Origin of the sequence: Caminicella sporogenes DSM 14501, assembly GCF_900142285.1 — a bacterium.
Lineage (GTDB): Bacteria > Bacillota > Clostridia > Peptostreptococcales > Caminicellaceae > Caminicella > Caminicella sporogenes.
Window position 1 is genome coordinate 162,965 of the sequence record NZ_FRAJ01000004.1, and the last position, 22,877, is coordinate 185,841.

Sequence of the window (22,877 nt, forward strand, 5' to 3'; positions counted from 1 at the left end):
TGCAAAAATGAATATATAAATTATTCTTAATTTTTTCAAAATAAGAAAACCTTGATTTTACATTTGTAAAATCAAGGTTTTTTATAATAACACCTAATTTTTTTGAGATTTATCATCAAATTCTTCTAGCTTATGAGTTTTCCATACATATTTGATATTACCGTAATTCATCTTATTAATAACAGTATTTTTCCATATCTTTTGTATCTTTTCTTTATTTTTATCAGTCATATTAGCTACGGGAATTGATATTTTTTCAGTAAAAATATCTTTATCGATTTTAATAATATATTTATATTCATTAAATATATTTTTTAAATCATAATTTTTAGTTTTGTCTTTACTTACAAATTGTTGAATTTTTTCTAAATCGTATTCTTTCTCAATACAATATATTTCTGCACCATTATGCTGAGTAGATTGAATTTTAACTTGCGCTAGTCCCATTTTTATTTCATCATCATCTTTATATGCTTCAACCTCTTTAGTTATGATTTCATGCATATCATTTGCATTTAACCCTGCAAACATATCTAAATTAATATTGCTGTTTGGTTCAAATGCACTTATATTTTCATAATTCTTAACACCTTCACTACCCCAAAAATCAAAATCATCACTAAAACCAATAAACCTATCATAATAATAATCTTCACCAAATCCTTCTTTTGATACATTCCAGCTCTTAGTTACTTTAGTTTTGAAATCATATTTTTTCATCTTCAATTCTTTAACAGCATTTAAGTCCATTAATGTTTCAGCAGCAACTATTTTACCTAACATTTTACTGAGGCATGACCTATCTAATTTAAAAGAATCTATCATTTTTTTATAGTTAGCCTTTGTATTTTCATCATTATATTTTTTTTCATTTATTTTAGCACTTACAAGATACTTGTACCCATTTCCTATTACATATAAATTATGAACAATATATGGATTATTTGTAATTGTATTATATTTCACTATCAATTCATAGGCATCAAAATTTTTTCCTGTTTTGCTTTCGCTTTTTATTATCTCATATACTCTACTATTATAATTATCTTTTAAAAATTCTATTTCTTTTTGTGCCCATTTTTCTGCAGTTTCTCCTTGCTGTGCAGAACTTATTAAACTAACAGTTAAATTTTCTATATTTTTCATATCTTCATCTTTTTTTTCTTTTAAAGATTTATCTTCTTGATTGAGTTCTTCATCAGTATATACTCTAGAAAATTTTTGATACCTAGCATTTGGAACGCCTTTAACTTTCCAATAAGGACTAATCATCAACTTCCAACCATAACTAGTATTTTTATATTCCCTGCTAATACTAACTGAATCAGATAAATCTTTTATACGTGGATTATTTTTATCAAAATAAGGCTTAAATGAAGATACTAACTTTTCAAACATTTCTTTATGTTCTCTATAAAATTCTCCACTCATTCTAACTGTTAAATCATATATATAGTTGTTAGCAATATAAATCCTATTTTCTATATAATCTCTAAATTCTTCAGCTGCTTCATCTACTAAAATATAATCATAATCTTGATCTGTTTTGACTATTCGAATATATGGCTGCCTACCATTTTCTTTAACTATATCTACTGAAAATTCTTTATCTCCCCAGCCCCAAAAATCTATATCGTCTCTTGAATTGTTTTGTATTTTATATAGTAAATCCTCTAATGTAAGTTCTGATTCATTTTTATTAATCTCTAATGTAACAGATGCTTGATAGCTATTTGTAGACATACGAAAATAATTTGCACGTTCAGATTTAAAAATCATTGCATCATCTGGTAAATACATAGACCACTTATATATTTGACTTCCCACTTCAGTTTTAGCCTTATCTTTTTTATTTGAAAAGACTTCATATAAATCTATTTGTCCATTAGTTTCCAAAGCAAATGTAAAAGAGCAAAATAAACTATATATTAAAATCATACATATAGTAATTGATAGTAATCTTTTCATAATATTCTTCCTTTCTGAAACTATTATTTTTTAAGATTCTGATTTCTCAGATAATGTCACTGTAATATTAAATTTTTCATTATCCCTTATAAAAGTCAATTCTACTTTATCTCCCGGTAAAAAACCTTTTAAAATCTCATTATATTGTGCAATAGACGTAGTTTTTTGACCATTTATCGCCTCAAGTATATCTCCTTCTTTTACTTGCTGTGGAGTAACTACAGCATCTTTTTGAAGTGTAACTACTTTTAATCCTTGATTTGTAGGAATACCTAACATTGCAGCCCAGTTTTCTTCAAATTCTATACCTGTATAGCATCTTCTAATTCTTCCAAATCTATTATACTGATCTAAAAAATAATTTATATTGTTTATAGGAATAGAAAAATTCATTCCCTGATAAAACATATAACCTCTAGTATTAATACCAACTAATTCACCCTCCATATTAACTAACGGTCCACCACTATTTCCGGGATTAATAGAAGCATCTGTCTGCAAATATGTATAATATCTGTCAACAGGTCTATTAAGCCCACTTATAATACCTTTGCTTGCACTATTTCTATAACCAAAAAACAAAGGAGTACCAATTGCAATAACTTCATTACCTACTTTTAATTCTTTTTCATCTGCAAATTTAATAGGTTTAATGTCTGAACTGTTAATTTTTAATAATGCCAAGTCAATTTCTTTATCTGCATATAAAAGCTCAGCTTTATATGCACTACCATTGTATGTAACTACATATATATCTTCCAATCCGTCTACAACATGATTATTGGTAATTATCCTACCATCAGAACTTACAACTACTCCAGAACCGTGCTGTAAATTTTTAGGATATTTTGAATATATAAAATCTCTCTCTCGATATTTTTTATTTTCTCCTATTACTGCAACTACAGATTTGTTAACTTTATCAATAACGTCAGATACTTTATTACTTTCATTTTTCAACTGCTTAAGAAGTTTATTAACTGTTTCCTCTGTAACTTTTTGTTCATTTTCAGATGCAAATGCTACTGCTGTTATAGATAGTAGCATACAAATAATTAAAAAAATGCCTACTCCTTTTTTCATTATAAAGCCTCCTTAATATTATCTTTTATTAATTTTGTGTACATTAAAAATTTAATTTAAAATTTTGCTCTTATACACTACACCCATTTCTTATTATATAAAATGCTGATAATATTTAAAACTTAATTTTTTCTTAATTTTAGTAATAAATTTAAATTTTACCTTCCATCTATATTTTCTATTTTTATCTATATTTTCCTTCTTTTTTATTAGAGTTTTTTCAAAAAATAAAAAAACTCGATTTACATAATTTATAATCGAGTTTTTTGTATTTCACCTTTATCAATTGGTGGAGGCGAGGGGAGTCGAACCCCTGTCCGAAAGTACTTCCCCACAAGTTTCTCCGAGCGCAGTCATTGTTTTTTTGTCTCGCCTTCAAAATCGCCCAATGACAGGCTATCTTGAAGACCAGTCTCAATTAATTCACTTTAAGGTCGAGACACCCCTTAAAGCGGTTCCCCGCTAAACCGACGCCCAAATCCTAAGCTGCGGGTCGCTTAGGCTGGACGAGCTGCGATATTAGGCAGCTAAAGCGTAATTTTCGTTTGCGTTTATTTTTAATGCCACTTTTTACGTTGCTTGGCAACAACGGCTCGCTACTTGTGGTTTCGTACCCCCGTCGAAACCAATACGCCCCCTTGATATAAAAACTACTATGCAGTTTTATAATTAAATATTAAAAATAAACATCTAATACATCTTTTGCCTTTGTCTAAGTTCTTTTTGTATTCTTCTTTCTGCATCTCTTCTCGCTATACTCTCTCTTTTATCATACAGCTTTTTACCTTTTGCAACTGCAAGTTCAACTTTTACAAGTCCTCTTTTAGTTATATATATTTTTAATGGCACTAAAGTATATCCTCTTTGAGTAGTATACCCTATGAGCTTTCTTATTTCCCTTTTATGAAGTAAAAGTTTTCTAGGCCTAACAGGGTCAGTATTAAAAATATTACCTTTTTCATATGGACTTATATGAAGATTATGAAGTATGACTTCTCCATTATTAATCTCAGCATAACTATCTTTTAAATTAACCCTTCCAAGCCTTATTGACTTAACTTCAGTACCTTTTAAAACTATTCCGGCTTCATAGGTTTCTTCAATAAAATAATCATGTCTAGCCTTTTTATTGTTTGCTATAATTCTACCATTTGACATATACAGCACCAACTTTTAAATATATTATTTTAGATGCAGGACTTATTATAACATCAAAAATTTATAAAGTCAAGTCTAAAACATTCTTATCAGATATCTACTCTAGTCTATATCTTATAAAGCAGCATTACCCTAAAATAAAAAAATTACTGAAAAAATTTAAAAAATAAAGAAGCAAACCTCATAAGACTTTCAAGATTTGCTTCTTTATTTATATTAAATTATTCTTATATTAGCATTTACTAAATCTAAAACTTTCCAAGTATACTTTATTCTTTGTCTTACTGCTCTAAACTCTTTACATTCATAATCTAGCATAATTTCTAATTCTTTAAATTTATCTTTTGCATTTTATTATCTAGAATAATTTTAATATAAAATAAAAGCCCTAACTTCTATTTGACATCAACTGTTAAAACATAAATTTATAAATCACCTTTGCAACTCCATCATTATCATTTGTATCTGTAATATAATCTGCTATTTTCTTAACCTTTTCTTCAGCATTTGCCATAGCTACTCCAAGACCTGCATATTCTATCATACTTATATCATTTTCATTATCTCCAACAGCTATTATTTCTTCTCTTTTAATACCTAATGAATCGGCAAGTTTTTTTACAGCATTTCCTTTACTTACTCCACTATTCATTATATCAAGCATATTTGTCAAAGATTTACGAACTTCTATTGTCTTTTCTTTATTTAAAATTTCAGCAATTTGGTCTAAAAGTTTTATATCATCTGTTTGAATACTAAATTTATATATAATTTCTCTTTCAACAATTTCTCTGCTGTCTTTTATAATTTTTATCTTTATTGTATCTTCTTCTTTAATCGTTTTAGCCCATTCTGAAAAATATAATATTTTATATTCCATTCTCTCTCCAAATATTGTATCTTCACTGTAAAAATGAAAATATAAATCATGTTCTCTACATATATCTATAATTTTATAGCTGTCTTCTTTTGAAATTGGATTTCCATATATTTTTTTATCATCTCTTAAATCCTTAACAACTGCACCGTTGCAACATATTATAGGCGTTACTATACCTAAATGCTTAGCATATACTTTAGCAGTAGTATATATTCTACCAGTTGCTATGGCAATATGCCCTCCTTTTTCTAATAGCTTTTTCATAGCTTTCTTATTTTCATCAGAAACATTCCCTTGACTATTGAGTAGAGTTCCATCCATATCTGTAACTATTAGTTTATATTTCATCTTTGTCCTCCTTTAGTTATAAGCCAACAAACTATATCTAGGTTAAGTTACTACTATACAAATATAAAGTCTATTTCTCTCTGGTCAATATTAACATTTACTACTTTTACTTTAACTTCATCACCTATTCTAAATACCTTATTAGTCCTCTCACCTCTAAACAAATAATTTTCTTCATCAAAAATATAATAATCATCTACAAGCGAACTAATTCTAACCAATCCTTCTACTGTATTTTCCAATTCTACAAAAATGCCAAATGAAACTACACCAGATATTATACCATAATATTCTTCACCTATTCTATAAGACATATATTCTGCTTTCTTTAAATCATCTGTTTCCCTTTCAGCTTCAACTGCAAGTCTCTCTCTTTCAGATGAACGGTCAGCAGCATTTGCAACTATATTTTTTAATCTCGCAATTCTATTTTGGTTAAGCTTATTTTTAAGCATTTCCTTTATAATTCTATGTATTTGAAGGTCTGGATACCTCCTAATTGGCGATGTAAAATGACAGTAATAATTAGAAGCCAATCCAAAGTGTCCTAAATTTTCTGGAGAATACCTAGCTTGTTTTAAAGAACGAAGCATTATAGTACTTATTATGTGTTCTTCTTTTGTCCCTTTTACTTTATTAAATAATTCCTGTAAAGTCTTAGGATGTATTTCAGTAGATATTCCCTTCAAATGATACCCAAAGTTATGTATGAATTTGTTGAAATTTTCTATTTTTTCCATATCAGGTTCTTCATGAACTCTATATACAAAAGGTAATTTAAGCCAATACATATGCTCTGCTACTGTTTCATTACAAACTATCATAAATTCTTCTATTATCCTATTTGCTATTCTCCTTTCAGCTTTTTTTATTTCAATTGGTTTTCCATTTTCATCTAATATAATCTTAGCTTCTGGAAAATCAAAATCTATACTCCCTCTCATCTCTTTCTTTTTCTTCAAAATCATTGCCAATTCTTGCATAAGTTTAAAATCTTCAACTAAATAATCATACTTTTTAATAAGTTTAGAATCATTCTTTTCAAGAATATCAGACACATCTGTATATGTCATTCTTTCCTTTGTCTTTATAACACTTTCACATATTTCATGGTCTACAACATTTCCTTTTTTGTCTATCTCCATAAATACAGATAAAGTTAATCTATCCACCTTAGGATTTAAACTACATATTCCATTTGAAAGTTTTTTAGGAAGCATAGGTATTACCCTATCAACTAAATAAACACTTGTACCTCTCTTTAAAGCTTCTTTATCTAAATGACTTCCTTCTTTTACATAATGAGTAACATCTGCAATATGAACACCTAATCTATAATTTCCATTATCTAACTTCTCAATTGATACTGCATCATCAAGGTCTTTAGCATCAGCTCCATCTATTGTAACAATGTTCATACCTCTTAAATCTCTTCTTTTAGCTATTTCTTCTTCCGATACAGTATCTGGAATACTTTCAGCTTCTTTTAAAACTTTTTTAGGAAATTCTTCTGGAAGATTATATTTTCTAATAATTGATACTATATCTGTGCCTACATCATCTTTATGTCCTAAAACTTCTATAACTTTTCCTTCAGGATTTCTTCTGGGTTCAGGCCATCTAGTTATTTGAACTACTACTTTATAATTGTCCTCTGCTCCATTAAATTCATTTTTAGGCACATATATATCAAAATTTATCCTTTTATCATCTGGTACTACAAAACCAAAATTCCTGCTACTCTCAAATGTACCAACAATCTTTTTATTTGCTCTTTCTAAAATTCTAATTATTTCACCTTCCGGTCTTTTTCCATTTCCACCCCTTCTAATTAGCCTGCATATCACTCTGTCATTATGCATTGCACCGTTTATATCACTCGCTGGTATAAATATATCATCTATATCCATATTATCAGGAATTACAAATCCAAATCCCTTTTGAGTACATTGAAGCCTTCCAACAGCAAGATTTATCCTTTCAGGTACTGCATATCTCTTCTTTTTAGTTTTAATTATTAAACCTTCCTTTTCCATATCATCTAAAAGGCTTAAAAAAATTCCCATTTCAATTGGCTGTATGTCAAATACTTTTGCTAATTCTATATCTAACATGGGATTATAAGCTTTTTCTCTCATAAATTCTATTATTTTTTCCTTCGTTATCAATTTAATCCCTCCACACTTTTTCTAAATATATCTAATAATATTTTACCCACAGATTTCAATAAAATACCACTTGTATTATATGTATTATATCATAAATATTAAAAAGGCATGATAAACTTTCTTAAAATATAAAAGCCTACTATCCATTTTAAAATGAATAGTAGGCTTTGCTTCTATCAAATTAGAAATTTAAAAATCCACCTATTTTATTAAATAATGGTGCAAATACTAATGAAACTATTGTCATAAGTTTTATTAAAATGTTTATAGATGGTCCTGAAGTATCTTTGAATGGGTCTCCAACTGTATCTCCAACAACCGCTGCTTTATGTGGCTCACTACCTTTACCGCCATGATGACCTTCTTCTATATACTTCTTAGCATTATCCCAAGCACCACCAGCATTAGCCATAAATATAGCCATTAAAACTCCAGTAACTAATGCACCAGCTAACAATCCTCCTAATGCCTCTTTACCAAGAACTAATCCTGTAACTATAGGTGCTAATACTGCCATTATACCAGGAATAAGCATTTCTTTTAATGCTGCTGCAGTACTGATGTCAACACATTTAGCATATTCTGGCTTACTTTTACCTTCCATAATACCTGGAATTTCTCTAAATTGTCTTCTAACTTCTTCAATCATTTGATTTGCAGCTTTACCAACAGATTCCATTGTCATAGCTGAGAATAAGAATGGAAGCATACCGCCTATTAATAAACCAACCACAACAACTGGATTTAATAAATCAATTTTGCTTAATTTAGCAACTTCTGAATATGAAGCAAATAAAGCTAATGCAGTTAATGCTGCTGAACCAATAGCAAATCCCTTACCTATAGCAGCTGTTGTATTACCAACTGCATCAAGTTTATCAGTTATTTTTCTAACCTTGCCAGGAAGTTCGCACATTTCTGCTATACCACCAGCATTATCAGCAATAGGTCCATATGCATCAACTGCTACAGTCATACCAGCTGTTGAAAGCATACCTACTGCTGCAAGTGCAATACCATATAATCCCATAAACTTATATGAAATAAGTATGCCTAAAGCTATGCACAACATTGGATAAGCTGTTGAAAGCATACCTACTGCTAAACCACTTATAATATTTGTAGCTGCACCTGTTTCTGATTGTCTTGCAATTTTTTTAACTGAAGCATAATCTCCTGAAGTATACATTTCTGTAAGTTGTCCAATTATCAATCCAACTATCAAACCTGAAGTTATTGCCCAAAATGCATTTAAACTATTAAACATCATTCTGCTTAAGAAAAATGCAGATATAATTACTATAATACCACTTACATATGTACCAAGTTTTAAAGCTTTATGCGGGTCAGAATTTTCATCACCTTTAACAAACATTGAACCAATAATAGATGCTATAATTCCAAGAGATGCTAATGCTAATGGAAAAGCTGCTCCATTAACTCCAAATGCAATCATACCAAGAGTAATTGCAGAAATGATTGAACCAACATAAGATTCGAAAAGGTCTGCACCCATACCTGCAACGTCACCAACATTATCTCCAACATTATCTGCTATAACAGCTGGATTTCTTGGATCGTCTTCAGGTATTCCAGCTTCTACCTTACCAACTAAATCTGCTCCTACGTCTGCCGCTTTAGTATAGATACCTCCACCAACACGTCCAAACAATGCAATTGAAGAAGCACCTAAACCAAAACCTGTAATAATTGAAGGCTTACCAATTAGTAAATATAATCCTCCAACTCCAAGAAGTCCTAAACCAACAACAGACATACCCATAACAGCTCCACCAGAAAATGCAACTGAAAGAGCTTTATTCATGCCAAATTCCTTAGCAGCATTAGCAGTTCTAACATTTGCTTTAGTTGCAACTCTCATTCCAAAGAAACCTGCCAAAGCTGAAAAAGATGCACCTATTAAGAAACAAACAGCTGTCAACCAATCAATTCCAAATCCAACAGCTAAAAATACTATTAGTGCAAATATAGCCAATGACTTATATTCTCTAGTCAAAAATGCCATAGCTCCTTCTTGGATATAAGATGAAATTTCTTTCATCCTATCTGTGCCAACATCTACTTTATTAATTTTAGAAGTTAGCATAAAAGCAAATAGCAAAGCTATTACTCCTATGATTGGGGCTAAAACAAAAAAGTTCATTTAACTGTCCTCCTCACTAATCTATTTTTTAACTAACCTTGTAAATAAACTAATATTAAAGAACAAATAATAAAAAATGTAGCTCCTAATTTTGTAACTCTTGCTAGTAATGCATCATAACCTCTAGCTTTCTGCTTTCCAAAGAGCTGTTCTGCTCCACCAGCTATAGAACCAGATAAACCAGCACTTTTACCTGATTGTAATAATATACTAACTATTAAAATCAAACTAGATATTACTTGTAATATCATAAATAAAGTCTTCAAACACTCCACCTCCTATCCTTAATCAACAAACATATTTTAACATAGGCTTTTAGTAAAATCAATAAATTTTAACAATCGTAAAGTAAAAACCTTTTCTTAAAGAATTTAATAAGAGGGCAGGCTATTAAAACCTTCCCTCTTATTATTATTGCTAAATTTTAGTAATATATACTCTTATTATTTATTTATATTGTAGAAAGCACTTCTTTGTGGATAAACAGCTGTATTATCTAACATTTCTTCTATTCTCAATAACTGATTGTATTTAGCAACTCTATCTGTTCTTGATGGAGCTCCAGTTTTAATCTGTCCAGCATTTACAGCTACAACAAGGTCTGCAATAGTTGCATCTTCAGTTTCACCTGATCTATGAGAAATAACTGCTGTATAACCTGCTCTTTTAGCCATCTCTATAGCATCAAGTGTTTCAGTCAATGTACCTATTTGATTTAATTTGATAAGAATTGAATTAGCTGTATTATTTTTAATACCTTTGCTTAATCTTTCTGTATTTGTAACGAATAAATCATCTCCAACAAGTTGAATTTTATCTCCTAATTTTTCAGTTAATAATTTCCAACCTTCCCAATCTTCTTCACTTAAACCATCTTCAATTGAAATAATAGGATACTTTTCTACCAATTTGCTGTAAAAATCTACCATTTCTTCAGCAGTCTTTACAAGTCCTTCTCCCTTTAATTCATACTTATTTTCTTTTTCATTGTAAATTTCAGTTGCAGCAACGTCTAAAGCAAGCATAATATCTTTTCCTGGCTCATATCCTGCTTTTTTGATAGCTTCTATAATTACTTCTAATGCTTCCTCATTTGAAGTTAAGTTTGGTGCAAAACCACCTTCATCACCTACAGAAGTATTAAGTCCTTTGTCTTTTAATACTTTCTTTAAATTGTGGAATACTTCTGCTCCCATTCTCAAAGCTTCTCTAAAGCTTTCTGCTCCAACAGGCATAATCATAAACTCTTGAATATCAACATTGTTGTCAGCATGTTTTCCACCATTAAGAATATTCATCATAGGTACAGGTAAAACTTTTGCATTAGTTCCGCCTATATATTGATATAAAGGCATACCTAATGATTCTGCTGCTGCCTTTGCTACTGCTAAAGAAACTCCTAAAATAGCATTAGCACCTAATTTACCTTTGTTTTCAGTTCCATCTAATTCTATCATTAATTTATCTATTGCAACTTGATCTAAAGCATCCATTCCTATTATCTCTGGAGCAATAACTTCATTTACATTGTTAACTGCTTTTTGTACACCTTTTCCTAAAAATCTTTCTTTTTCTCCATCTCTAAGCTCAACAGCTTCAAAAGCTCCTGTTGAAGCTCCAGAAGGAACTGCAGCTCTACCTACAGAACCATCTTCTAAATAAACTTCTACTTCTACAGTTGGATTTCCTCTTGAATCTAAAATTTCTCTTCCTAAAACTCCTATAATTGTTGACATAGTTTTTAACCTCCTATGTATAAATTAATTTAAATTTAAATATAAACTATGATTATTCTTATTTTAAATCAATAGCTACTAATTTTTTAGCTATCAAAATAACTAAAACAATATATTATATTAAAATTATATGCATATTAAAAATTAACTATTTGTGCAAAACTTTCAGCTTTAAGACTTGCACCACCAACTAAAGCTCCATCGATATCTTCCATATTCATAATATCTTCAACATTATTAGGTTTAACACTTCCACCATATTGAATTCTTATTTCCTCGGAAATATCTTCACCGTAAAGTTCTTTAATAGTTTCTCTAATAAATGCAATTACTTTATTTGCATCTTCTGGTGATGCAGTTAAACCTGTACCAATAGCCCAAATAGGTTCATATGCAATAACTATTTCTTTTGCCAATTCTCTGTCTACATCTTTAAAAGCTGCTAGCACTTGTTTTTTTACTACTTCTTCTGTCTTTTCTGCTTTTCTTTCATCCAAAGTTTCTCCTACACATAATATAGGTTTAATATCATGAGCTAGAGCAGATTTAACCTTCTTATTTACTATTTCATCTGTTTCTGAAAAATACTGTCTTCTTTCAGAGTGTCCAATAATACAATAATCTATATTTAAATCTTTAAGCATAATAGGAGAAATTTCACCAGTAAATGCACCTTTTTCTTCCCAATGCATATTTTGTGCACCTATCTTAATTTTAGTACCATTTGTAATTTCTTTTAATGTATTAAGTAATGTAAATGGAGGACAAATAACTACTTCAACATCTGTTCCTTCTATCTTACCTTTAAATTCTTCAACAAATTCCTTTGCTTCGCTAACAGTCATATGCATCTTCCAGTTAGCTGCAATAATAGGTACTCTCATATTCTCACCCCAATTTATTATTTTTCAAGACAAGCTATACCCGGTAAAGTTTTACCTTCTAAGTATTCTAGTGAAGCTCCGCCACCAGTTGAAATATGTGTGAATTTATCTGCATAACCTAACTGCATTGCAGCAGCCGCACTATCTCCACCACCTATAATAGTAGTAGCATTCTCTAATTTTGCAATAGCTTCACAAATACCCATAGTTCCTTTTGCAAAGTTCTCCATTTCAAATACTCCCATAGGTCCATTCCATACTACAGTTTTAGCATCTTTTAATTCTTTTGTAAATAATTCAACTGTAGCAGGTCCTATATCAAGACCCATCTCATCATCAGCTATTTCATCAACTGAAACAACTCTAAATTCTGTATCATTTTTAAATTCTTTTGCTGCTACAGTATCAACTGGCAGTATTAATTTATCTCCAGCTTTTTCTATTAAAGATTTAGCAAGCTCTACTTTATCATCTTCAACAAGAGATTTTCCTATATTCTTCCCTAATGCCTTTAAGAAAGTAAACATCATTCCTCCACCAACTAATATCTTGTCAGCTTTTTCAATTAAATTCTCTATTACTCCAATTTTATCTGATACTTTAGCTCCACCTAATATAGCTACTAAAGGTCTTTCTGGATTATCAACTGCTCCACCAATAAACTTAACTTCTTTTTCAATTAAAAATCCTGCAGCTGAAGGAAGATGTTGTGCTATACCAACATTTGAAGCATGATTTCTATGAGCAGTACCAAAAGCATCATTTATAAATACATCTCCAAGTGAAGCCCAATATTTCCCTAATTCAGGGTCATTCTTTGTTTCGCCTTTTTCAAATCTTGTATTTTCAAAAAGCAGTACTTCTCCTTCTTTTAAATTAGCTATAGCATTTTCAAGCTTTTCTCCTCTTGTTGCAGGTACAAATAATACTTCTTTGCCTAAAAGCTGTGAAAGTCTTTCTGCTACTGGCTTAAGAGTCTTAGTCTTTTTATCTTCTTCTGTCTTTACTTTACCAAGATGTGAGAATAATATTACTTTTCCGCCCTGCTCTATAACATATTTAATAGTTGGAAGTGCCGCAACTATTCTGTTATCATTTGTTATTTTTCCATCTTTCATAGGAACATTAAAATCAACACGAATTAAAACTCTTTTACCTTTTAAATCAAGGTCTTTTATAGTCTTTATCATACTATATACCTCCTGTACTATACCTCGATAAATATCTTTAAAAATAGCGGAACTTTTGTTCCGCTATTTTATTATGTATTAATAAATAACAACTAATATTACTTATTCATTAACTCAGCAAAATATTTAGCTGTTCTTACTAATTGAGCTGTATAAGACATTTCATTATCATACCAAGCAACTACTTTAACCATTTGTTTTCCATCTACTTCTAATACTTTTGTACAACCAGCATCAAATAATGATGCATACTGCATACCAATAATATCTGAAGAAACTATTGGTTCTTCTGTATATCCTAATGTCTCATTAGCAGCTGCTTTCATTGCAGCATTAATTTCTTCTACAGTTACATTTTTTGCTAATTCAACTGTTAAATCTACTAATGAACCAGTCATAGTAGGAACTCTCATCGCTCCACCATCTAATTTACCATTTAATTCTGGAAGTACTTTTCCTACTGCTACAGCTGCACCTGTTGTTGTAGGAACAATATTTTGAGCTGCTGCTCTAGCTCTTCTTAAATCTTTATGAGGAGCATCTAACAATCTTTGGTCATTTGTATAAGCATGTACAGTAGTCATTAATCCCTTAACTACACCAAAGTTATCATGTAAAACTTTAACAACTGGTGCTAAACAGTTAGTTGTACAAGAAGCTCCAGAAATTATAGTTTCACTACCATCTAAAATTTCATGATTTACATTGTAAACAATAGTTTTAATATCGCCCTTTGCTGGTGCTGAAATAATAACTTTTTTAGCTCCTGCCTTAATATGTTTTTCAGCTTTTTCTTTTGTTCTAAATAAACCTGTTGATTCAATTACAACATCTACATCTAATTCGCCCCAAGGTAAGTTTTCAGGGTCTCTTTCTGCATAGATTTTAATTTCCTTACCATCTACTACAATAGCTCCTTCTTTAGCCTCAATTGAATCTACCTTATATTTTCCTTGTGCTGTATCATATTTTAATAGTTGAGCTAAAGTTTCAGCATCTGTTAAATCATTTAGTGCTACAATTTCAAATTCAGGACTATCAAACATTAGTCTAAAAGCTAATCTCCCTATTCTTCCAAAACCATTAATTGCAACTTTAACACTCATTTTTTACATCCTCCTTATATTTTAATATTATTTTTTTAGCAACTCTTTCATCTGTAACTAAAACTAACTCTTTATTGAGTTTACTTATAGATATGATGGCTTCAGTTTTTTCTTCGCCACCAGCTACAGCTATAACGTGTTTTAATTTTTTAAACTGTTCAAGATTTATACCTATTGTACTTATTTCATGTACTATCTTTCCTTGTTCATTAAAATAATAACCAAAAGCTTCTGACACTGCTCCTTTTTCTAATAAATACCTTACTTCATCTTCTCCCAGTCCTCTTCTCCTTGCCATTTTATCTGCTCTTCCTATTCCAAATATCAATACATCAATTTTAGGTATTAGTTCAATTATTTCTTTTATAGATGGTTCATTTTTAAGGCTTTGAATAGCATTTTCAGAAAGAGAATCAGGAGTATATAAAGTTTTATAATTACAACCTAATTTATCTGATAACTTTTGAACTAATGTATTTGCTTGATATTGAACTTCTTTTCCAACTCCACCTCTAGCTGGAATAACTATAACATTATGAAAATTTTGCTTCGGTGCTTTAAATTCTTCTATTACATGATACATTGTAGTACCACCTGTAACTCCTATCACAGAACCGTCTTTTAAAATTTCATTCAAATAATTTGATACTGCATCTCCCAAAAGTTTTAAAACTAATTTTTTATCACCTATAGTATCTGATACTACAAATACTCTTTTAATCCCCAATATTTCTTTTACCTTACTTTCTATCTTCTTTAACCCCTTTAACTCTTTAAATATATATTTTAAATTCTCTATTGTATCTTTACCCTTTTTTGTAATATTCATACCTTCAGAAGTAATTTCTATTAAACCCTGTTCCTTTAAAATATTTGCTTCTGTTCTAATGTTTCTTTCACTTAATCCCATTTTATTAGATAAATTTCTTCTACCAATTGGTTCCAAAAGACTTATTATTTCCAACATATTATATCTTTTTTCTATAATTTCAATATAATCGGGTAAAATATTTTTAATCATATTAAGTATATATATCATAGATGATTTTTCATTATCCACATCTCTTTTTTCATATGCCAAGTTAACACTCCTATCTTCACAGTAAGACATGGTCGATATTAGTCCATATGTGCACTTTGTGTCCCGCTTCTGTAAAAAAATATATTTTACATATAAATATTAGCATATTTAAACCATATTTATCAACCTATTTTTTTTAAATCTCTTAAATTTTAAATGCTTATTTAAATTAAAATATAAAATTAATATCTTTTTCTCTTTGATGATGAAGGAATCTTCATCTCATCTCTATACTTAGCTACAGTTCTCCTAGATATTTTAATACCTATTTTGTTTAGTTCATTAGAAATAGCTTGATCACTTAATGGCTTCTTTGAATCTTCACCGTCAATTAATTCTTTTATTATAGATTTTATACTTTCTGCAGACATGCCATCTCCATAGTTATTAGAAACTCCACTTTGAAAAAAGTATTTTAATTCAAATATTCCTCTAGGACATTGCAAATATTTTCCATTAACAGCTCTACTAACTGTTGATTCATGCATACCTATCTCATCTGCAATTTCTCTTAATGTTAATGGTTTAAGATAAATTGTTCCTTTATCAAAAAATTCTTTTTGATAATTTACTATAGCTTTAACAACTTTATAAATTGTATTTCTCCTCTGCTGTATGCTTTTAATGATTTTTATAGCTGAATTCAGTTTTCTATTTATATAAGAAGAAGTATTATTACCTATTTCACTATTTAATAAAAGTTTTCTATAATAGTTATTTATTGTCAGTTTAGGTGCCGTTATATCATTAACTACAATTATATACTCATTATCTATTTTTTCCACAATAACATCTGGAGTAATATATTTTACATCTCTTAAACTACTAAAAGTTCTTCCGGGCTTTGGTTCTAAAGTTTTTATAAAATCTACTGCTTTTTGTACTTCATGAGGTGAAATATTTAATTTTTTTGATATATAGTTTATTTTATTGCTTGCAAGCTCATCTAAAAAGTCAGATACTATTTTATATATAATTTTATCTTTTATACCTTTATTTTCTAACTGTATTAAAAGACACTCTCTTAAGTTTCTAGCCCCTACTCCAACAGGTTCAAACGTTTGAATTATCTTTATAATATTTTCTACTTCATCTTCTGATAATCTATATCTCATCATAATTTCTTTGTTATCTAATCTTAAATAACCATTAGTATCAATATTTTCAATAATGTATTCAGCAGCTAATTTTTTTTCACCTTTAAGCAGTGTAAACTGTAATTGAAACAATAGGTGGTCTGTAAGTGTAGTTTCATTAGACACAAAATTATCAAAAGAAACTTCTTCTCTTTCTTCATAATCCACATTTTTATTATAATAACTGAAATTTTCACTGTATTTAAAGTATTCTTTCCAATCTATTAAATCACTATTCTTTATTTCACTTTTGTCTTGAGGAACTTCAAGAATAGGATTATTTAATAATTCTTCTTGAATAAACTGATTTAATTCAACTGAATTATACTGCAGTATTTCAATAGCTTGTTTTAATTCTGGAGTCATTATAAGTTTTTGAGTCTGTACTAAATTTAAGCCATATGACATCCTCATAAGCAAACCACCTTGTCTAATCAATTTTTATACATTAAGTATCTATTAACCAATTATATTATACCAAAAAAACGTTTACACTTAAAATGTCTAAATATTAAAAAACAAGTCAAGTCTTTACTTTATGACCTGACTTGCTTTTTCTCTATCTTTCTCCCTTTTCATAAGGTTTTCCAACTGCTCTAGGTGCTACAGATTTTCCTGAAAATAAAACTAAAGCAATTATAGTTAAAATATATGGAAATGCCCAGAAAAATTCTTGTGGCAGTTTACTCAAAAATGGTATTTGATAAGCTATTATACCAAGTGCTTGAGAAAATCCAAAGAATAAACCTGCTCCCAATACTCCTATAGGATGCCATTTACCAAATATTAAAGCTGCCAAAGCTATAAAACCAGTTCCATGTATTGTTGCATAAGTATATTGAATATCTTGAGTTAGTACCATTATAGCTCCACCAAGTCCTGCAAACATACCTGATAATATTACTCCTATATATCTCATTTTGTAAACGTTTATACCCATTGAATCTGCTGCTCCGGGATGTTCCCCAACAGCTCTAAACCTTAATCCAAAAGGTGTTTTATAGACAACATACCAAACTACAAATACAATTGCAATAACTAGATATGATGTTATATGAATTCTACTAAAAAACATATCTCCCAAAACAGGTATATTAGAAAGTCCAGCAATATTTTGTTTTTTTATGCCATATAGAAAAGCTTTTGTTCTCTGCTGATGAAATATAATCTGAGCTAAATATATTGTTATACCTCCAGCTAACAAGTTTATTGCTGTACCACTTATTACCTGATCTGCTCTTAAATTTATGCTTACATATGCATGAATTATTGACACCAATCCCCCAGCTATTATACCAATTAATATTCCTATCCAAGGACTTATAGCTCCTAAAGAACCTTCTATCAGCACAGTAGCTGTAGCTGCTGCAAAAGCTCCTATCATCATAAGCCCTTCAAGTCCTATATTTACAACCCCAGACCTTTCACTGAAAAGTCCACCAAGCGAGGCAGAAATAATAGGTGCTGCAGAAGTTAAAGTCATTGGTATTAATATGCTGATAAACTTCATAAAGTTAAAATCCATATTATTTCTCCTCCTTTCCTAAACGAAGCAAGAACATTTTTATACCGTAATTCATTGCTGCAAATAATACTATAAACGCCATGATAATATTTGCTATTTCCTTTGGAACAGCAGCAAGAGCCATAGCACTTGAACCTGCTTTTAATGCACCAAATAGAAATGCTGATATTACTATTCCAAGTCCTGAATTATTGCCAAGTAGTGCAACTGCTATTCCATCAAAGCCATATCCTTCAAATCCTCCAATTACTCTGGCATAGTCGAATGTTCCTATTGAAATCATAGCTCCTGCAAGTCCTGCAAAAGCACCTGAAATCATCATTGAAAGAACTATATTCCTATTTACTTTCATTCCAGCATATTCTGAAGCATGAGGATTAAAACCAACTGCTCTAAGCTCATATCCGAAAGTTGTCTTTTCAATTATATACCAAAATGCCAAAGCTGCTATAAAAGCTACAACAAAACCCCAATGCAGTCTTGAATGACTTGTCAACTTAGATAAAAATTCACTACTTAAACTTGCTGTCGAATTAATGTTTACAGTCCTCGTATTAGTACTTCCAGGTAAAATTTTAATACCATAATTAACTAAATGAAGTGCCGTATAATTAAGCATTATTGTAACAACTACTTCATGTACTTTAAACTTAGCCTTCAAAATACCGGGTATAAATGCCCATAAAGCTCCTACTACTGCTGCTGCTAATAACGCCAATGGAAGATGAATAATTTTAGGCATTTTAACTAATATACCAACAGCTACTGCTGCTAAAGAACCCATTATAAGCTGACCTTCAGCACCGATATTAAAAAGTCCAGTTCTAAATCCAAAAGCTACTGCTAATCCTGTAAACATAAGTGGAGTCGAAACAACTATCCATTCTCCAAACTTTCTTGGATTACCCAATACACCTTTGACAAGTGCTCTGTAGCCATCTAAAGGATTTATACCTGTAAAAATCATGATTATAGCTCCTGCTAAAAAACCAAATAAAACTGAAAGAATTGGTACTAAAAATTTATGGTTCCTTTCATTAGTCAGAAATTTCTTCATTATCTATCACCTTCTTTCTTATCTTCAGATGAACCAGCCATCATCAAACCTAATTGATTTTCTGTTGCTTTATCTGCATCAATCATTCCCACTATTTTGCCTTCAAATATAACCGCAATTCTATCACTTACATTCATAACTTCATCCAATTCAAGCGATACTAATAAAACAGCTTTGCCTTTATCTCTTTCTTCGACTAATTTCTTATGAATAAACTCTATCGCTCCAACATCTAATCCTCTAGTCGGCTGACCTGCAATTAAAAGTGCTGGGCTTCTATCAACTTCTCTAGCAATAATAGCCTTTTGCTGATTTCCACCTGACATTGCTCTAGTTATAGTTTCTGTACCCTGTCCACATCTAACATCAAATTCTTCAATTAATTCTTCAGCTTTTTTGTTTATGACAGATTCATTTAATATACCATTTTTAGAATATGGTCTCTTATAATAAGTTTGCAAAACCATATTTTCTCCTAGTTTAAAATCTAAAACTAATCCATGTTTATGTCTATCTTGAGGAATATGACCTATGCCTAATTCCGTCCTCTTTCTTACAGGCATATTAGTTATATCCTTACCTAAAAGTTCAATTTTTCCTGATTCCACTTTTCTAAGACCTGCAATTGCTTCTAAAAGTTCTGTTTGACCATTTCCGTCAACTCCAGCTATTCCAAGTATTTCTCCACTTCGAATTTCTAAATTCAATCCATCTACAGCTTTTAATCCCCTAGAATCTCTAACTACCAAATTTTCAATTTTTAAAACTACTTCTTTAGGCTGTGCTTTTTTCTTTTCTACTTTAAAACTAACTTCCCTACCCACCATAAGCGAAGCCAATTTTTCTTCAGAAGTAGTTTTGACATCAACTGTGTCAATGTATTTACCTCTCCTTATAATTGTACACCTATCGGCAACTGCCTTTATCTCCTTCAGTTTATGAGTAATCAATATAATAGATTTTCCTTCTTTAACTAATCTTTTCATTATTTCTATAAGTTCTGTAATCTCCTGTGGAGTAAGTGCTGCTGTTGGTTCATCAAAAATAAGTATTTCAGCATCTCTATAAAGCATTTTTAATATTTCTACACGCTGCTGCATACCTACAGTAATATCTTCAATTTTTGCATATGGGTCAACATCAAGCCCATACTGTTCTGACAATGCTTTAATTTTTTTTGCTGCCTTTTCAATATTTATCCTTCCTCTTTCTGTAGGCTCTTGTCCAAGTATAATATTCTCAGTTACAGTAAAATTATGAACAAGTTTAAAGTGCTGATGAACCATACCTATTCCAAGTTCATTAGCAACATTAGGATTTGTAATATTAACTTTTTGTCCTCTAATCCTTATTTCTCCACGATCTGGCTTATAAAGTCCAAACAAAACACTCATTAAAGTAGATTTTCCAGCTCCGTTTTCTCCTAGTAAAGCATGAATTTCACCGGGTTTTACCTGAAGAGTTATGTTATCATTTGCTACTATACCAGGAAATTCTTTTCTGATATTAAGCATCTCAATAATATACTCCATATCTGCAACTCCTCACTTTTAATTTTAAATAGTAAAATTATTATACAATAATTTGTATAACTTGGCTAGTTTTGCAACACAATCGTTTTAGCAAACGATTTCCTTTAGTTGCATACCCTCACTTGTTTGTCTAATTATTATAAAGATTAACAAATTTATTTGTAAAAAAAAATGTCATATGTCATTTTTTATATTGCTCATAAATTAAATAAAATAAACATATATCTTATTACAAGTTTTAAAGACATTTCGTAATAAAAATAAGAGCCCTTTATTTCTTAAGGCTCTTATTTTTACATTTTTACATAAAACTATTATTATTTTATAGTAGTTGGAACTTCAATTTCTCCCTTAATTATCTTTTCTTTATATTCATTAATAGTTTTTATAATGTCATCACTTAAATTAGGATTTTTTTCTGGGATACCAACACCATTTTCAGCTAATGTAAGCTTAGTTACTTTTCCACCTGGAAATTCTCCTTTTTGTGTAGCTTCTATTATATTATAAGCAGCTACATCTACTCTTTTCATCATTGATGTTAAAACAACAGATTTACCATTAGATAATTTTCCATCTTCATATTGGTCTTTATCAACACCAATTACCCATACTTCTTGTCCATTTTCAACTCTGTTCTTAGCTTCATTTATAACACCATTACCAGTACCACCAGCTGCATGATAAATTACATCTACACCTTGTTCATACATAGTAGAAGCTATTTGCTGACCTAAACCAGGGTTACCAAAATCACCAGCATATTGAGCAACTACTTCAATTGATGGATCAACAGCTTTTACTCCAGCAACAAAACCTGCATGGAATTTTCTAATTAATGGGAAATCCATTCCACCTATAAAACCAACTTTCTTAGTCTTTGTAGCTTTAGCTGCTGCAACACCAACTAGGAAAGAACCTTGTTCCTCTGCAAATACAATTGAAGCAACATTTGGCTGTTCAACAACTTCATCTATTAAAGCAAATTTACTATCTGGATATTGTGGAGCAACAGTTTTCATTGCATCTTTAAATAAAAATCCAGATGCAATTACAAGATCATATTTCTCATCACCAAAAGCACTCAAATTTGGTATGTAATCTGCTTCTTCATTAGATTGGATATATTTATATTGTTTTCCTTCTTCCCAACCTTTTTCTTTTGCATATTTAACTATTCCTTCCCAAGTTCCTTGGTTAAATGATCTGTCATCTATACCACCAGTATCAGTTACAAAACCAACTCTAAAAGTTTCTTTTGAAGCTTGTTGTTCTTCTTTATTTTTTGGTTCTTCTTTTTGCTCTTTAGCTGGTGCTCCACATCCAACAAGAGCTCCAAGTGATAACATCGCTACTAAAAGCAATGCCAATACCTTTTTAAACATACTTATTCCTCCTTTGATTATGTAATAAATATTTTGTCTCAGCATATTATAATTCTACACAAAATCCAAAAATCCTTTTTTTACAAAAATATTTATTAAAAAAATGCATAACTCCGGAAAACCGGAGTCTTAACATGCATTTCCCTCTTTAGCAATAAAACCTTCTTTAGCAAGAACAGAAACAGCTTTGTCTAATTTTTCTTCATTAACAAGTACTATAGGTCCTGTACAGCCCATTCCACTTTCAGCATATATTCCTTCTTTCCAAAGAACTTTTACTGCTTCTTCAAGGTCCATTATGTCTATTCCTGATATTGAACCGGTAACTACTTCTTTAGGCGGCTGCTTTATTTCTTTTTCTTCTTCTACTGCTGTTTTTTTGCTTTCTTTTGTAAGTCCACTTAATATTTCGTCTAGTTTTGCTTTCTTTGCTTTTTCATATTCTTCTTTTATTATTTCTTTTAGGTTGCCTTCTG

General features: G+C 30.3%; 17 protein-coding genes, 1 other RNA gene and 1 pseudogene. All 19 read right to left on the minus strand.

Annotated elements, in window-relative coordinates; translation table 11 throughout:
* Positions 1-93: 93 nt before the first annotated feature.
* Positions 94-1,968 (minus strand): BAR domain-containing protein, encoded by a 1,875-nt coding sequence (locus tag BUA90_RS02890; RefSeq protein ID WP_072965893.1) that lies wholly within the window; start codon positions 1,966-1,968, stop codon positions 94-96.
* A gap of 30 nt (positions 1,969-1,998) precedes the next feature.
* Positions 1,999-3,051, minus strand: coding sequence for a S1C family serine protease (locus BUA90_RS02895; RefSeq protein ID WP_072965894.1), 1,053 nt, complete (start codon positions 3,049-3,051; stop codon positions 1,999-2,001).
* 287 nt (positions 3,052-3,338) lie between these two features.
* Positions 3,339-3,689, minus strand: a transfer-messenger RNA (tmRNA) gene (ssrA, locus tag BUA90_RS02900).
* A 52-nt stretch (positions 3,690-3,741) separates the two neighbouring features.
* Positions 3,742-4,209: an SsrA-binding protein SmpB gene (gene smpB, locus BUA90_RS02905; protein ID WP_072965895.1), complete on the minus strand. Its 468-nt coding sequence runs from the start codon at positions 4,207-4,209 to the stop codon at positions 3,742-3,744.
* Between the two features lie 412 nt (positions 4,210-4,621).
* Positions 4,622-5,437: a Cof-type HAD-IIB family hydrolase gene (locus BUA90_RS02910; RefSeq protein ID WP_072965896.1), complete on the minus strand. Its 816-nt coding sequence runs from the start codon at positions 5,435-5,437 to the stop codon at positions 4,622-4,624.
* A gap of 53 nt (positions 5,438-5,490) precedes the next feature.
* Entirely contained in the window at positions 5,491-7,605 is a 2,115-nt protein-coding gene (gene rnr, locus BUA90_RS02915; RefSeq protein WP_072965897.1) for a ribonuclease R, read from the minus strand.
* Between the two features lie 181 nt (positions 7,606-7,786).
* Positions 7,787-9,769: a sodium-translocating pyrophosphatase gene (locus BUA90_RS02920; protein ID WP_072965898.1), complete on the minus strand. Its 1,983-nt coding sequence runs from the start codon at positions 9,767-9,769 to the stop codon at positions 7,787-7,789.
* A gap of 32 nt (positions 9,770-9,801) precedes the next feature.
* The gene (secG, locus tag BUA90_RS02925) at positions 9,802-10,035 is read right to left on the minus strand and encodes a preprotein translocase subunit SecG (protein ID WP_072965899.1); all 234 of its coding nucleotides are present in this window, start codon (positions 10,033-10,035) and stop codon (positions 9,802-9,804) included.
* Between the two features lie 177 nt (positions 10,036-10,212).
* Entirely contained in the window at positions 10,213-11,505 is a 1,293-nt protein-coding gene (eno, locus tag BUA90_RS02930; protein WP_072965900.1) for a phosphopyruvate hydratase, read from the minus strand.
* Positions 11,506-11,642: 137 nt separating this feature from the next.
* Positions 11,643-12,389 carry a triose-phosphate isomerase gene (tpiA, locus tag BUA90_RS02935; protein ID WP_072965901.1) on the minus strand — a complete coding sequence of 249 codons (747 nt, stop codon included), beginning with the start codon at positions 12,387-12,389 and terminating at the stop codon, positions 11,643-11,645.
* A gap of 17 nt (positions 12,390-12,406) precedes the next feature.
* The gene (locus BUA90_RS02940) at positions 12,407-13,579 is read right to left on the minus strand and encodes a phosphoglycerate kinase (protein WP_072965902.1); all 1,173 of its coding nucleotides are present in this window, start codon (positions 13,577-13,579) and stop codon (positions 12,407-12,409) included.
* A 98-nt stretch (positions 13,580-13,677) separates the two neighbouring features.
* On the minus strand, positions 13,678-14,685 hold the full coding sequence (gap, locus tag BUA90_RS02945) for a type I glyceraldehyde-3-phosphate dehydrogenase (RefSeq protein WP_072965903.1): 1,008 nt from the start codon (positions 14,683-14,685) through the stop codon (positions 13,678-13,680).
* The gene (locus BUA90_RS02950) at positions 14,675-15,766 is read right to left on the minus strand and encodes a sugar-binding transcriptional regulator (RefSeq protein ID WP_242945024.1); all 1,092 of its coding nucleotides are present in this window, start codon (positions 15,764-15,766) and stop codon (positions 14,675-14,677) included. Before BUA90_RS02950 ends, gap begins: the two co-directional genes overlap by 11 nt.
* A 182-nt stretch (positions 15,767-15,948) precedes the next feature.
* Positions 15,949-17,316 carry an RNA polymerase factor sigma-54 gene (gene rpoN / locus BUA90_RS02955; protein WP_072965904.1) on the minus strand — a complete coding sequence of 456 codons (1,368 nt, stop codon included), beginning with the start codon at positions 17,314-17,316 and terminating at the stop codon, positions 15,949-15,951.
* A 145-nt stretch (positions 17,317-17,461) separates the two neighbouring features.
* Entirely contained in the window at positions 17,462-18,427 is a 966-nt protein-coding gene (locus BUA90_RS02960; protein ID WP_242945025.1) for an ABC transporter permease, read from the minus strand.
* 1 nt (position 18,428) lies between these two features.
* Entirely contained in the window at positions 18,429-19,484 is a 1,056-nt protein-coding gene (locus BUA90_RS02965) for an ABC transporter permease (protein ID WP_072965905.1), read from the minus strand.
* Complete coding sequence (locus BUA90_RS02970; RefSeq protein WP_072965906.1) at positions 19,484-21,016, minus strand: ABC transporter ATP-binding protein; 1,533 nt, start codon at positions 21,014-21,016, stop codon at positions 19,484-19,486. Before BUA90_RS02970 ends, BUA90_RS02965 begins: the two co-directional genes overlap by 1 nt.
* Positions 21,017-21,333: 317 nt before the next feature.
* Positions 21,334-22,401: a BMP family lipoprotein gene (locus BUA90_RS02975; protein WP_072965907.1), complete on the minus strand. Its 1,068-nt coding sequence runs from the start codon at positions 22,399-22,401 to the stop codon at positions 21,334-21,336.
* Positions 22,402-22,530: 129 nt separating this feature from the next.
* Positions 22,531-22,877, minus strand: a pseudogene (locus BUA90_RS02980) (glycine/sarcosine/betaine reductase complex component C subunit alpha); the annotation flags it as partial.

Excerpts from the sequence above, each read along its gene's own strand:
- BUA90_RS02890 (WP_072965893.1), bottom strand. The coding sequence starts at position 1,968 with ATGAAAAGATTACTATCAATTACTATATGTATGATTTTAATATATAGT.
- BUA90_RS02895 (WP_072965894.1), bottom strand. The coding sequence starts at position 3,051 with ATGAAAAAAGGAGTAGGCATTTTTTTAATTATTTGTATGCTACTATCT.
- smpB (WP_072965895.1), bottom strand. The coding sequence starts at position 4,209 with ATGTCAAATGGTAGAATTATAGCAAACAATAAAAAGGCTAGACATGAT.
- BUA90_RS02910 (WP_072965896.1), bottom strand. The coding sequence starts at position 5,437 with ATGAAATATAAACTAATAGTTACAGATATGGATGGAACTCTACTCAAT.
- BUA90_RS02920 (WP_072965898.1), bottom strand. The coding sequence starts at position 9,769 with ATGAACTTTTTTGTTTTAGCCCCAATCATAGGAGTAATAGCTTTGCTA.
- eno (WP_072965900.1), bottom strand. The coding sequence starts at position 11,505 with ATGTCAACAATTATAGGAGTTTTAGGAAGAGAAATTTTAGATTCAAGA.
- tpiA (WP_072965901.1), bottom strand. The coding sequence starts at position 12,389 with ATGAGAGTACCTATTATTGCAGCTAACTGGAAGATGCATATGACTGTT.
- BUA90_RS02940 (WP_072965902.1), bottom strand. The coding sequence starts at position 13,579 with ATGATAAAGACTATAAAAGACCTTGATTTAAAAGGTAAAAGAGTTTTA.
- gap (WP_072965903.1), bottom strand. The coding sequence starts at position 14,685 with ATGAGTGTTAAAGTTGCAATTAATGGTTTTGGAAGAATAGGGAGATTA.
- rpoN (WP_072965904.1), bottom strand. The coding sequence starts at position 17,316 with ATGAGGATGTCATATGGCTTAAATTTAGTACAGACTCAAAAACTTATA.
- BUA90_RS02960 (WP_242945025.1), bottom strand. The coding sequence starts at position 18,427 with ATGGATTTTAACTTTATGAAGTTTATCAGCATATTAATACCAATGACT.
- BUA90_RS02965 (WP_072965905.1), bottom strand. The coding sequence starts at position 19,484 with ATGAAGAAATTTCTGACTAATGAAAGGAACCATAAATTTTTAGTACCA.
- BUA90_RS02970 (WP_072965906.1), bottom strand. The coding sequence starts at position 21,016 with ATGGAGTATATTATTGAGATGCTTAATATCAGAAAAGAATTTCCTGGT.
- BUA90_RS02975 (WP_072965907.1), bottom strand. The coding sequence starts at position 22,401 with ATGTTTAAAAAGGTATTGGCATTGCTTTTAGTAGCGATGTTATCACTT.